The organism is Streptomyces sp. NPDC001443 (genome assembly GCF_053597355.1).
This window is the reverse complement of the sequence record NZ_JBSFIA010000002.1, coordinates 149136-162127: the sequence shown is the minus strand read 5'-3', so window position 1 is coordinate 162127 and position 12992 is coordinate 149136. Positions and strand designations below refer to the sequence as shown.

The window sequence follows — 12992 nt, the reverse complement described above, 5'->3', positions numbered from 1 at the left end:
CGGGCGCGGGGGTTGCGGTCGAAAGTCGGCCGTCACCCCCGCGTCTGCAACTCCTCCAGCCGTCGCTGGACATGCCCGAGCGCGCCCTCGCGCCTGCCCGGCACCCGGCCGCGCAACTGCGCGAGCATGGAGCCGAGTTCACGCGAGCGGTCCGGGTCGCGCAGCTGCCCCCACTGATGGTGGGCCCGGTCCACGGCCTCCTCAACCGCCGGGGCGTCCGGGGCCTGTCCGGCCGCCAGCCGGGCCCCGGCCACCGCGAGCCAGGTACGGCAGCTGCGCTCCGCGTCCCCCGCGAACATCGCCAGATCGGCCCGGACCTCCGCCCAGTGCAGGGCGTCGTCCGAGGCGGGCCCGTGGGCCAGTACGGCCGCCTGCTCCCAGCGCGCGGCGAGCGCGTCGGCCTCGGCGTGCCGGCCGGACTGCACGGCGGCCGTCAGGGAGGCGTGCGGATCGCCGGCCGCCGGCGCGGGCACGGCCAGCGCGACACCCGCCGCCCGCCCCTCACCGGCCAGCCTGTCCCAGGCCTGCTGGTGCAGTTGCGCCGGCACCGGCCGGTGCCCGCTGCGCAGAATCGTCGCGACCGCCTTCATGTACGCGGGCACGGCGACCGCCCTGCGGGCCGGCGGCGGCGCGATCCGCCCGTAGACGGCGGTGGTGCGCCCGCAGTCCAGCGGCGCGGTCCGCAGCAGCTCCCAGGTCTCGGCGTCCGCGTGCAGGTCGAGCACGAGCGTCGTGGTGCCGGGCGCCCGCAGTCGCAGCTCCTCCCGGAACCAGTGCCACGGGAACGCCGTGTAGCGCACGCTCGCCGGGGTGGTGCGGGCGAGCGCCAGATGGGGCAGGTGCTGACGGCGGTCGAGCTGGAGCTGGCCGGTCACGAACACGGTCAGCGGGCCGGGGGCCGCCGCGGCCGCGCGCAGCCGGGTGAGCACCGCCTGCGGCTCCAGCGGGTCGGCCAGCTCGACGACGTTCGCGGTGTCCGCGCCGGCCAGTACCGCGGGCGGCACCGCCGCGAGCACGGGGAGCACGGACGCCGCGTCCACCAGACACCCCTTGCCCACGGGTGAGGCCGCGAGCAGCAGCACGGTTCCGGGCATGGTCCCTCCCCCTGTCGATCACCTACGGCAGCACCGTAACGGCTGCGGCTGCAAAGGGTCGGGTCAGGACGGCGAATGTCCGTCCCAGGGGGTCTCGCCGGCGGTGACCCGCGGTCGTACGGCGAAGATCGTCGTGTCGTCCTCGAGGCGCCCCGCGCTGTGCCGCAGGGTGCCGTCCCGTACGAAGCCGACCAGGCGGCCGGGTTCGGTGACGCGCGGGTCGCGGGCGAGCGCGCGGGCCACCTCGTCGGCGAGCGGGTAGAACACCCCGGCCCGGTCCCGGGCCTCGGTCACCCCGTCCGTGACCAGCAGCAGTGTCTCGCCGGGCGCCAGCGACACCCGGCGGACGCTGGGCGGTCCGCCGGTGCCCACCAGGTCGCACAGGCCCAGCGGCAGTCCGTCCCCCTCCGGCAGGGCCCGCACCCCGTCGGGTCCGACGGCCAGCGGCGGCTCGTGGCCGAAGACGGCCAGCTCCACCGTCGGGGGACCGGACAGCGGGAAGCCGAGGAGCACGGCGGTGGCGAAGCGGTCGCCGTCGTCGCGGCCGAGCGCCCGGGTGTGTTCGCGGTGGCGCCGCATCCGCGTCTCCAGGCGCGCGGCCACCGTCGACAGTTCCGCCTCGTGGTATCCCGCCTCCCGGAAGGTGCCCAGCAGCGCGGCCGCCGCCTCCACCGCGTACAGCCCCTTGCCCTGGACGTCGCCGAGCAGGACCCGGGTGCCGTGCGGTCCGGGCTGGATGTCGTAGAAGTCGCCGCCGACCCTGGCCTCGCTGTCGGCCGCGAGGTAGACGGCCGCATGGTCCAGGCCGCCCCAGACCGGCGGCAGCGGGCGCAGCACGGTACGGCGGGTGGTCTCGGCGATGTCCATCATGTGCACCATCCGCAGCTCGCCGCGCACCCGGACCGCGCAGGCCAGGACGGCGAGGACGCCGCCGACGGCGATGAGGATGAGGTCGGGCAGGCTGGTCTGGAACTGCTGCGGCCAGACGCGGTCCACGGCGAGGTAGGTGAGGAGCCCGAGCGCCACGAACACAGCCGTGCCCCACACGCCGCAGAGGGCGGCGGCGAGGGCGGGCACGAGCACGATCCAGGAGACGGTCCGGAACCTGGTGCCGGTGCCGAGGTCGGCCAGCGCGATGCCGACGAGCAGCAGCAGCGGCGCCAGCCAGGTGAAGCTGACCCCGCCCACCCGCAGCAGGTCGAACCGGAGCGGGGCGTCGAAATGCCCGGCCCGGGCGTACCGGACGAGCCTGTTCAGCGTCCTCCGGGCACCGTCACTCACGGTGCCCAGCGAAACATGAGGGTCGGGGTGTTGCATCTCCGCCGACTTGCCAGCACCCCTGCCCAGGTGTGCGCTGGTAGCGGGGGGTCGAGGGAGAGGAGTGCTCTCATGGCTCATGCGGCACCCGCGCGGAGAACCCGCGGATCCGGCGGATCCATGGACGTCTTCGGCGAACGGACCCACAGGACGGCGGAGTGGGCGATACCCGTCGTGCTCGGGCTCGTCTACGGCTACTGGGCCGCGGCCAACCGCCGCGACGGCGGACCCATCACGGGCTGGAACCTGCTGTTCGGGTTCGTGACGACGATCGCGTTCATCGCGCTGTGGATGGCGATCCGCAGGCTCACCCCGTTCATGCGGCGTGAGCTGCACGCCCTGGTGTGGGCCGCGTTCGCGGGCAGCGCGTTCGGCTTCCTGTTCAGCCAGACGGGCGCGACGGTCTGGCGGTCCGTGGGCTGGTCGCTGGCGATCGCGGCGGTCTGCTTCGTGGTGATGTTCTACCGCTACTACACGCACGAGGACGCGGCGGGGCGTCGGATCTCCTGACCCCGGCTCGAGCGGAACGGCGAATGGGCCCCGGCTGTGGCCGGGGCCCATTCGTTTCCCTCATCCCTCCACTCGCCCGGCGACGGGAGTTGCCGTCCGCGCCGCCCGACGAGGCTTCGGACGTGTTCAGCAGTACGGCACGCGTGCGCCGTACGTGAACACGAAGCCGGCCGGGGCCCAGGCCCGGACACCGGAGAGCCAGTACCAGTACGGGTTGCCGTTGAAGCCCGGACCCAGCGCCACGCACTGCACGCGGTCCTGGAAACCGGGCGGCAGACGGTTCACCACGGGCGAGAAGGACGTGGGCAGCTGCCGCACGTCCAGGAGGCCGGGGGCCGCGACGACGCCCAGGGTCCAGGGGCCGACGAACGCTCCCCCGCCGCCACCGTGTCCTCGGGCGAGGGTCGGCGGGGCTGCCGTCGCGGTGGTGCCGGCCGCCGTCACGGCGAGGACGCCACTGGTGAGCAGGGCCGCGGCCAGGGTCCGCAGGGCCGTAGTGGTGCGCATGATCGACCTCCTTCTCCCCTGAACCAGGAAACACCCGTCCGGGTGAACCCTCCACCGGAGAGCGGATCGCCCGGTTCCGCCAAGGGAACCCCGTTCGGCGGGACCTGTGCACCCGTCCGCAGTCACCCCGCTCGCGCTCCGCGGGCGCGGGCCCTTCCCTGGAAGCGTGTCCCGACCCCTGCGTTCCGCCCTGTCGGCCGTGCTGATCGCGCTGGCGTGCCTGCTGGCACCGCTCGGCGCGCTGTCGGCGTGGGCCGCGTACGGGCTGACGGACACCGACCGGTACGTCACCACGATGGCGCCGCTGGCCGACGACCCGGACGTCCGCGAGGCCGTCGCGGACACCGTCGGCGACGGCATCATGCGCGAGGTGGACCGGCGCAGGACGGTGGTGCGCCCGCTGCGCGGCACGGTGGCGCCGTTCGTGCACGAGGCGGTGCGCTCGCTCACCCGGACGGAGGCCTTCCGCGCCGCCTGGAACGAGGGCAACCGGGCCACCCACGACGCCGTCCTGCGCGCCCTGCGCGGCGAGCGCGACCGTGCGGTCACCGTCGATCTCGCCCCGGTCACCGTCGCGGTCAAACGTCACCTCGTCGACGCCCACGTGGCGTTGGCGGACCACATCCCGGTCCGGCACGCGCGCGTCCCCGTGCTCGCGGCCGAGGACCTGGGACGCCTCCGGAAGGGGTACGGCGTGCTCGAGGTCGCCGGCTTCTGGCTCCCCGTCGCCGCGTGCGTCTTCGCCGTCGCCGGCATCGGCCTCGCCGTCCGCCGCCGCCGGGCGATCACCGCGACCGGCCTGGGCACCGCGGCGGGCGGCGCGCTGCTGGCCCTCGCGGTCGCCCTAGGCCGCCGGCTGACCCTGGACGACCTGCCCGCGGAGGTCTCGCACCGGGCCGCCGGCGCGGTCTACGACGCCCTCACGTCCACCCTGCGTACGGCGGCGTGGCTGCTGCTGGCCCTGGGGCTGACCGTGGCGGTCGGCGCCCAGCTCGCCCGCCGCCACCTCGCCCGCCGCCGTGCCTCGGCGGCGGCGTCCGTCGCGGCCCAGCCGCAGGAACCGCCCCGCGCCCGTATCTGACGCCCCCGAAGACCGCCGGCCGCCCACACCCGCGCCGCGGCCCCGGTCTTCACACCTTGCCTTCGTCCCGCGCCTTCGCTTTCCGCCTTCGCCCCGCGCCTTCACGCCGCGCCTTCACGCCCCGGCTTCGCCCGCCCGCCCTCCGCCCGTGCGGGCCGTCCCGGCCAGGGTCCGCAGCGCTCGCGTCAGCTCGGCCTCGGAGACGGAGGCGAGACCGAGCCGCACCGCGTCCGGGGTCCGGCCCGGGTCCACGGCGAAGGCGGGTCCCGGGGTGACGGCGATCCCGTGCGCGGCCGCGGCGGCGGTGAAGGTGTCGGCGCGCCAGGGCGCGGGCAGGTCCCACCAGACGAAGCAGGAGTGCGGGTCGGTCTGCACGGTGAAGCCGGCCAGCTCCCGCGCGACGATGTCCTGCCGCCGTGCCGCGTCCGCGCGCTTGGCCGCCACCAGCCGCCGCACCGTGCCGTCCCCGGCCCACCGCACGGCCGCCTCCAGCGCGAACCGTCCCGCGCTCCAGCCCCCGGAACGGACCGCCGCGGCCACGGCCTCCACCCGCCCGGGCGGTACGACGAGGAAACCGGCGGTGAGTCCGGGCGCGACCCGCTTGGACAGACCGTCGACGACATGGGTCAGTCCGGGGGCACCGGCGGCGAACGGGGTGTCCCCGGGGCGCAGGAACGACCAGACGCGGTCCTCCACGACGGGCAGCGCGAGGTCGGTGACGGCCCGCGCGATCCGCAGCCGCCGCTCGGGCGGGGTGGTGACCGACGTCGGGTTGTGCAGCGTCGGCTGGAGGTACAGCGCGGACAGGGGAGCGGAGCGGTGGGCGGCGGCGAGGGACTCCGGGCGCAGCCCGTCCGCGTCGGTGGCCAGCGGGACCAGGACGATGCCCAGCCGGGCGGCGATCTCCTTGACCAGCGGATACGTCAGCTCCTCGACCCCGACCCGGCCACCGGGGCGGACCAGGGAGGCGAGGGCGGCGGCGACGGCCTGGCGCGCGTTGCCGGTGAACAGGAGCTGCGCGGGGTCGGGCCGCCAGCCCGGGGCGGCCAGCAGGCCGGCCGCGGCGGCACGGGCCTCGGCGGTGCCGGCGGCGGCCGCCGGACGCAGCGACTCGGCCAGGACGTCGGGCCGCAGCAGTGGCTCGAGCGCGGCCGCGAGCAGTTCGGACTGGCCGTGCGCGGAGGGGTAGTTGAGCTCCAGATTGACCGGCGTGCGGGTCGCCTCCTCGGTCAGCGCGCGCCCTGCGGGCCCCGCCGCCGCGGCCCGTACGAAGGTGCCGCGGCCGACCTCGCCCACCACCAGTCCGCGCCGCACGAGTTCGCCGTACACCCGGCCCGCCGTCGACCCGGCGATCCCGTGCCGCCGCGCGAACATCCGCTGCGGAGCCAGCCGTTGGCCGGGCCTGAGCCGTCCGGCGGCGATGTCGTCGGCTATGCGGTCGGCCATGCGCCGGTAGTCGTCCATCCGAGCCCCCACTGGATTGCACCGAGAGCAAAGATCTTATTGCACCGAGTAGTTGAGGCGCCCTAAGGTCGAACACATGCCGCCCTTCCTCGCGTACGAGGACAAAGGACCGGATATCCACCCGGCTCCCGAAGTCCCCGGCACCTCCCGCGCCCCTCGTGGCCCCCGCCCTCCGCGCGTCCCCCTCGTGCTCGTCCACGGCCATCCCTTCGACCGCTCGATGTGGGCCCCGCAGATCGAGGCGTTCTCGTCCGGGCGCCGGGTCGTCGCACCCGACCTGCGCGGCTACGGCGCCTCGCCGGTGGTCCCCGGCCGCACCCCGCTGTCCGGCTTCGCCCAGGACATCGAGGCGCTCCTGGACGACCTGGAGGTGGACACCTTCGTCCTGGCCGGCCTGTCGATGGGCGGCCAGATCGCGATGGAGTGCCAGGACCGCTTCGGCGACCGCGTCCGGGGCCTGGTCCTCGCGGACACGTTCCCGGCGGCGGAGACCCCCGAGGGCAGGGTCACCCGCAACGCGATGGCGGACCGACTGCTGCGCGAGGGCATGCGCGGCTACGCCGACGAGGTCCTGGAGAAGATGGTCGACCCCGGCGCGGCCCCGGCCGTCAAGTCCCACGTCCACCGCATGATGACGGCCACGCACCCCGAGGGCGCCGCCGCCGCGCTCCGGGGCCGCGCCGACCGCCCCGACTACCGGGACCTGCTGACCCGCGTGCCGGTCCCCGCCCTGGTCGTCGTCGGCGCGGACGACACGTACACCCCGGTCGCCGACGCCGAGTCGATGCACGCGCTCCTGCCCGACTCCACGCTCCGGGTAATCGAGGGCGCGGCCCATCTGCCGAACCTGGAACGGCCGGCCGAGTTCAACGCGGCTCTGGAGGCGTTCCTGACCTGGGTGGACGCACTGCCTTAGAACGCGGGCGCCGGACACGGGCGCCGGACGCGGGCGCCGGACGCGACCGCGGGGCCAGGGAGCCGGGGGCCGGGAGCCGGGAGCCGGGGGCCGGGAGCCGGGGGCCGGGAGCCGGGGGCCGGGAGCCGGGAGCCGGGAGCCGGGAGCCGGGAGCCGGGGGCCGGACACGGTCGCAGGCCCCGGGTGCCGGACCCGCTCGCGGAGCACGGCCGCGGCACGCTCCACCGGCGCGAACGAACCGAACAAGGTGCCCATAATGGGCCCATGTCGCGAGAGTTCCGCACCAGCCTGGCCCCTCCCGACTGGCTGGTCCGGAACCTCCAGCCCCAGCAGGCCCCGGTCAACCGCGCCGCCGCCGTCCGCGCCTCGATCGCCATGGCGCTCCCACTGGCCCTCGGACTGGCCGCCGGCCGGCCCGACTACGGCGCCCTCGCGTCCATGGGCGTCATGTCCGGCGTCATCAGCGACACCGCCGACGCCTACCGGCTGCGGATCCTGCACATCGCGATCCCCCAGCTGTTCGGCGCCGTCGGGGTCGCCCTCGGCAGCCTCGTCTTCGGCCACGGCTGGGTCGCCGTCGCCACCCTCACCGGCATCGCGCTCGTCTCCGGGATGATCTCGACGATCGGCGCCGTGGCCTCCGCGTCGGGCCTGGTCCTGCTGCTGAACTCGGTGATCGGCGCGGGACTGCCGCTGCCCGGCGCCTGGTGGCTGGCGCCCATCCTGATGTCCGGCGGCGGACTGCTGGTGCTGCTCCTCGCCCTGCTCTTCTGGCCGCTGCGCTCCGGGGTGCCGGAACGGGCCGCGGTCGCCGACAGCTACCGCGCCGTCGCCGACCTGCTCGCCGCCTGCGGCAGCGGGGTGCCCGGCGAGTACGACGAGGCCCGGCGCGCCGTTACCCGGTCGCTGAACGAGTCGTACGACGTCATCCTCGCCCGCCGCACCCACCAGCACGGCCGCAGCCCCGACCTCACCCGGCTGCTCGCGCAGCTCAACGCCGTCACCCCGGTGGTCGAGGCCGCCCCGGCCGCCCACCAGAGCGGCCACCGCCTCGCGCCCCCGGTCGCGGGGACGGTACGGCGGCTCGCCGTCGCCGTGGAGAGCGGCCGCACCGGCCCGACGCCGATCGACCTGCCCACCCCCACCGAAGAGGCCGGCCGCGCCGTCGAGCACGCCCTGCGCCACGCCGCCGAGGTCGTTGCCGCCCCCGACGTGGACCTGCTCGGCCCCGCCACCGCCCCGGCGCCGCCCGGGCGCGGCCCCGCCGCCGTCCCGGTCGCCGTCTCCGCCGTTCCCATCACCGCGCTGCACGTCCGCACCGCCCGGGCCGCCCGCGGCGCCGCCCTCTCCGCCGCCGCCTGGCGCTACGGCCTGCGGCTGGCCCTGTGCATCGGCCTCGCCCAGGTCCTGGTCTCGACCATCCCGGTCCCCCGCTCCTACTGGGTCGCCCTCACCATCACCTTCGTCCTCAAGCCCGACTTCGGCTCGGTCTTCTCCCGGGCGCTGCTGCGCGCGCTGGGCACGGTGGCCGGCCTGGTCCTCGCGGCGGCGGTGCTGACCCAGGTGCCGCGCGGCTGGTGGGACGTACCGACGATGATGCTGCTGGCCCCGCTGATCCCGATCCTGACGCCGCGCGGCTACGGCTACCAGACGGCTGCCATCACCCCGGTGATCCTGCTGCTCTCCGACATCCTCAACCACCTGGGCACGGCCCTGCTCCTGCCGCGTCTGGTGGACTCCCTGGCGGGCTGCGCGATCGCACTGGTGGCGGGCTACCTCCTGTGGCCCGAGAGCTGGCACACCCGGGTCGGCGACCGCCTGGCGGACGCGGTCGCGGACACCGCCCGCTACGTCGAGTCCGCGTTCGGCGCGGGAACGGCCCCGGCGGTCCGCGCCCGGATGCGCCGCCGCCTCTACCGCGACCTGTCCGACGTCCGTACGGAGTTCCAGCGCGCGCTGACCGAGCCGCCGCCCGTCGGCCGGCGCGCCGCCGCCTGGTGGCCGCTCGTCGTCGCCGTGGAACGCATCGTGGACGCCACGACCGCGGCCCGGGTCCGCGTGAAGCACGGGGCCGCGGCGCCGTCGCCGGCGGAGGTGTCCCAGGTGGCGCGCCAGCTGGGAGAGCTGTCCGCGGGCCTGCGGGAGGCGAAGACCCTGGTCGCCGTCCGCAGCGACCTCACGGGACCGGCGGACAGCGTCCTGGAACCGGTACGCCAGGAGGTCGCGGTGGCCCGGGCGATCGCGTCCCCGCACTGAGCGGCGGGCGTCGGGAGTACGCGTGCGCGGACCCGTCGCGAAGCGGTGGACGAGAGTGAACCCATTGCCGCGGCAGGGGTGTTAACCATGGGGGCGGCATGGCCGGGGACACGGTGTTGACACAGGCGGCCCGACGTCACTCACCCCACCCCAAGATCACCACCTGGGGCCGCTAACCTTACGTGTCCGTCCTGGCCAGGGATTAACGGGCATCAACTCACGCGAAGGGTTGCGCACATGGGCATTCTGACTCTCCTGCGGAACGCATTCGGCCGCTCACGCAAGGATCACGCCGCCGAGACAAAGGGTGCGGAGCAGATTCCCACGCAGGAGACGGTCCCCACTCAGGAACCGACGGCCCCCTCCGAGGAGCCGGCATCGGAAACCGCGGCAACCGCCCAGGTCCCCGAGCCGCGCAGCACGTCCGAGCAGGACGAGCACGAACTGGTGGCGGCGGCCTTCGACAACGTGACGGTCCCGAAGCCGGCGGAGTCGCCGGAGACCGAGCCGACGACTGAGGCCGAACCGGTCACCGAGACCGAGGCGGAGGCTGAGCCGATCGCCGAGGCGGAGGCCGAGCCGGTCGCCGAAGCTGACGCCGAGCCGGTCACCGAGACCGAGCCGACGGCTGAGGCCGAACCGGTCACCGAGACCGAGGCCGAACCGGTCGCCGAGACCGAGGCGGAGGCCGAGCCGATCGCCGAGGCGGAGGCCGAGGCCGAGCCGGTCGCCGAAGCTGACGCCGAGCCGGTCACCGAGACCGAGCCGACGGCTGAGGCCGAACCGGTCGCCAAGGCTGAGGCCGAGCCGGTCACCGAGACCGAGCCGGTCGCCGAGGTCCCCTCCGAGCCGGAGACGGCAGTGGTGGCCGAGCCCGAGCCGACGCCGGAGCCGGAGGCCGCGTCCGAGCCGGAGGCCGAACCGGTCGCCGAGACCGAGGCGGAGGCTGAGCCGATCGCCGAGGCCGAGACGCCTTCGGAGCCGGTGACGGAGACCGAGGGCGCGGACGAGGGCGAGCCCGAGGCCGCGGCCGAGCCGGTCGCCGAGGTCACGCCCGTGGCGGACCCCGCGACCGAGCCCGCGGCCGAAGCGGAGCCCGAGCCGGAAGCGGAAGCGGAACCCGCCACCGAGCCTGTCACCGAGCCGGAGCCCGAGAACGAACCCGAGCCCGAGCCGACGCTCACGTCGGAGACCGAGACCGAGCCGGAGACGGCCCCCGAGCCCGCACTCGCGACGGAGTCGGCCCCCGAGGCCGAGCCCGTCGCCCCGCTCGCCCAGCTCACCGCCACCGCTCCCGGTCTCGCCAGCGCCCACAGCGCCGCCGTCGCCGCGCTGGCGAAGAGCGGCCTCACCGGCACCCGGGCGAAGCTGTACCTCGTACTCGACCGTTCCGCGTCGATGCGCCCCTACTACAAGGACGGCTCCGCCCAGGCCCTCGCCGACCAGGCCCTCGCCCTCGCGGCGACCCTGGACGCCGACGCCACGGTCCACGTCGTCTTCTTCTCCACGGAGGTGGACGGCACCGCCGACCTCACCCTCGCCGACCACGAGAACCGGATCGACGAGCTGCACGGCTCCCTCGGCCGCATGGGCCGTACGAGCTACCACGCGGCCGTGGAGGCGATCGTCGCCCACTACGAGAAGTCCGGCACGGCGGACCCCGCCCTGGTCGTCTTCCAGACCGACGGCGCCCCGGACGCCAAGACCCCGGCGACCCAGTCCCTCGCGGACGCCGCGAAGAACAACCCGTCCCTCTTCTTCTCCTTCGTCGCCTTCGGCGACCTGGAGAACAAGGCCTTCGACTACCTCCGCAAGCTGAACACCGGCAACGCGGCCTTCTTCCACGCGGGCCCGACCCCGCTCGAGCTCACGGACACCGAGCTGTACGAGGGCGTACTGGCCGCCTGGCGTCCGTAACCCACCGCCTGACCGGCCGCACCGCCGGGCACCACCCGCGCCGTCCGCTTCCCACCCCTTAAAACGGGAGGCGGGCGGCGTACCCATGTCGGCTACGATTTCAAGGTTCAGAGACGACCAGAGAACCGACGATCGTCACCCCGCGTAGCGACTTGGGAGCAGCCCGCGATGGCTCGACACCTCATCACCAGCGCCCTTCCGTACATCAACGGGATCAAGCACCTGGGCAACATGGTGGGGTCCATGCTCCCGGCGGACGTGTACTCCCGGTACCTCCGCCAGCGCGGCCACGACGTCCTCTACATCTGCGCGACGGACGAGCACGGCACCCCCGCCGAGCTCGCGGCCAAGGAGCAGGGCCTGCCGGTGGCCGAGTTCTGCGCCCAGGCGCACGACGCGCAGAAGGCGGTCTACGACGGCTTCGCACTCGCGTTCGACTACTTCGGCCGCAGCTCGTCCGCGGAGAACCGGGACATCACCCAGCACTTCGCCCGCAAGCTGAACGAGAACGGCTTCATCGAGGAGCGGGCGATCCGCCAGGTGTACTCCCCGACCGACGGCCGCTTCCTCCCGGACCGCTATGTCGAGGGCACCTGCCCGCACTGCGGCTACGACAAGGCCCGCGGCGACCAGTGCGAGAACTGCACCCGCGTGCTGGACCCGACCGACCTGATCGACCCCCGTTCGGCGATCTCCGGCTCCACCGACCTGGAGGTCCGCGAGACCAAGCACCTCTTCCTCCTCCAGTCCAAGCTCCAGCACGAGGTCGAGGCCTGGGTCGCGCGCCACGAGGCGGACTGGCCGCAGCTGGCCTCCTCCATCGCCCGCAAGTGGCTGACCGAGGGGCTGCACGACCGGGCGATCACCCGTGACCTGGACTGGGGCGTGCCGGTCCCGGCGGACACCTGGCCGGAGCTGGCGGCGGAGGGCAAGGTCTTCTACGTCTGGTTCGACGCCCCGATCGAGTACATCGGCGCGACGAAGGAGTGGGCGGACCAGGACCCGGAGAACCGGGACTGGAAGTCGTGGTGGTACGAGGCCGACGACACCGTCCGCTACACGGAGTTCATGGCCAAGGACAACGTCCCGTTCCACACGGTGATGTTCCCCGCCACCGAGCTCGGCGTGCGCGAGCCGTGGAAGAAGGTCGACTACGTCAAGGCCTTCAACTGGCTGACGTACTACGGCGGCAAGTTCTCCACGTCCCAGAAGCGCGGTGTCTTCACCGACCAGGCCCTGGACATCCTCCCGGCCGACTACTGGCGCTACTTCCTGATCGCCAACGCCCCGGAGTCGGACGACTCGTCCTTCACCTGGGAGCACTTCACGGCGACGGTGAACAAGGACCTGGCCGACACGCTGGGCAACTTCGTCAACCGGGTGCTGTCCTTCTCCCGCAAGCGCTTCGGCGACGACGTCCCGGCGGGCGGCGAGCCGGGCGAGGCGGAGGCGCGTCTGGGCGAGGAGATCGCCCGGCTGCTCGCCGAGTACGAGTCCCAGATGGAGGCCCTCCAGTTCCGCAAGGCGGCCGCCGCCCTGCGCGCGCTGTGGTCGGCGGGCAACTCCTACCTGGAGGAGAAGGCCCCCTGGCTGGAGATCAAGACCGACAAGGACGGCGCGGCCCTCACCCTGCGCACGGCGATGAACCTGATCCACCTCTACTCGGTGGTCTCGGAGCCGTTCATCCCGGCGACGGCGGCGACGATGCGCGCGGCCTTCTCCCTCTCCGACGACACGGCGGCCTGGGTCACCGAGGCCGAGGCGAAGTCCCTCGCCGCGGTCCCGGCCGGCACCCCGTTCACGGTTCCGCCGGTCCTCTTCGCCAAGCTCACGGACGAGGACCTGGAGACGTACAAGGAGCGCTTCGGCGGTTCGCCGGAGTAGCCACGGCTCTTGCGACAGCGGGCCCGGTGACGTCGTACGGCGCCAC

The 12992-nt window shown here is 74.3% G+C and carries 10 protein-coding genes; 6 read left to right on the top strand and 4 right to left on the bottom strand.

Translation table 11 applies throughout. From position 1 onward, the window contains the following. Positions 1–32: 32 nt before the first annotated feature. Both ACWC24_RS03580 and ACWC24_RS03575 read right to left on the bottom strand, forming a co-directional pair. Positions 33–1094 carry a hypothetical protein gene (locus ACWC24_RS03580; protein WP_450661177.1) on the bottom strand — a complete coding sequence of 354 codons (1062 nt, stop codon included), beginning with the start codon at positions 1092–1094 and terminating at the stop codon, positions 33–35. A 63-nt stretch (positions 1095–1157) separates the two neighbouring features. Continuing rightward, positions 1158–2411 (bottom strand): PP2C family protein-serine/threonine phosphatase, encoded by a 1254-nt coding sequence (locus tag ACWC24_RS03575; protein WP_450661176.1) that lies wholly within the window; start codon positions 2409–2411, stop codon positions 1158–1160. A 72-nt stretch (positions 2412–2483) separates the two neighbouring features. On the opposite strand from ACWC24_RS03575, the gene ACWC24_RS03570 reads away from it, so the two are divergent. Continuing rightward, the gene (locus ACWC24_RS03570; protein ID WP_450661175.1) at positions 2484–2921 is read left to right on the top strand and encodes a hypothetical protein; all 438 of its coding nucleotides are present in this window, start codon (positions 2484–2486) and stop codon (positions 2919–2921) included. Positions 2922–3047: 126 nt separating this feature from the next. Here the strand turns inward: ACWC24_RS03570 and ACWC24_RS03565 are convergent, their stop codons facing one another. Next, positions 3048–3428, bottom strand: coding sequence for an SH3 domain-containing protein (locus tag ACWC24_RS03565; RefSeq protein ID WP_450661174.1), 381 nt, complete (start codon positions 3426–3428; stop codon positions 3048–3050). A 166-nt stretch (positions 3429–3594) separates the two neighbouring features. On the opposite strand from ACWC24_RS03565, the gene ACWC24_RS03560 reads away from it, so the two are divergent. Then, positions 3595–4509, top strand: a complete 915-nt coding sequence (locus ACWC24_RS03560; protein WP_450661173.1) for a hypothetical protein — start codon at positions 3595–3597, stop codon at positions 4507–4509. Between the two features lie 114 nt (positions 4510–4623). On the opposite strand, the gene ACWC24_RS03555 is transcribed toward ACWC24_RS03560, so the two are convergent. After that, on the bottom strand, positions 4624–5973 hold the full coding sequence (locus ACWC24_RS03555) for an aminotransferase-like domain-containing protein (protein ID WP_450661172.1): 1350 nt from the start codon (positions 5971–5973) through the stop codon (positions 4624–4626). Between the two features lie 76 nt (positions 5974–6049). Between ACWC24_RS03555 and ACWC24_RS03550 the strand changes: the two genes are divergently transcribed. The 4 genes from ACWC24_RS03550 to metG all read left to right on the top strand — a co-directional run bounded on the left by ACWC24_RS03550 (position 6050) and on the right by metG (position 12946). Next, positions 6050–6889: an alpha/beta fold hydrolase gene (locus tag ACWC24_RS03550; RefSeq protein WP_450661171.1), complete on the top strand. Its 840-nt coding sequence runs from the start codon at positions 6050–6052 to the stop codon at positions 6887–6889. A gap of 264 nt (positions 6890–7153) precedes the next feature. Continuing rightward, positions 7154–9145, top strand: coding sequence for an FUSC family protein (locus ACWC24_RS03545; RefSeq protein ID WP_450661170.1), 1992 nt, complete (start codon positions 7154–7156; stop codon positions 9143–9145). 237 nt (positions 9146–9382) lie between these two features. Then, positions 9383–11062 (top strand): VWA domain-containing protein, encoded by a 1680-nt coding sequence (locus ACWC24_RS03540; RefSeq protein ID WP_450661169.1) that lies wholly within the window; start codon positions 9383–9385, stop codon positions 11060–11062. A 168-nt stretch (positions 11063–11230) separates the two neighbouring features. Next, positions 11231–12946, top strand: coding sequence for a methionine--tRNA ligase (gene metG / locus ACWC24_RS03535; protein ID WP_450661168.1), 1716 nt, complete (start codon positions 11231–11233; stop codon positions 12944–12946). Positions 12947–12992: the final 46 nt, after the last annotated feature.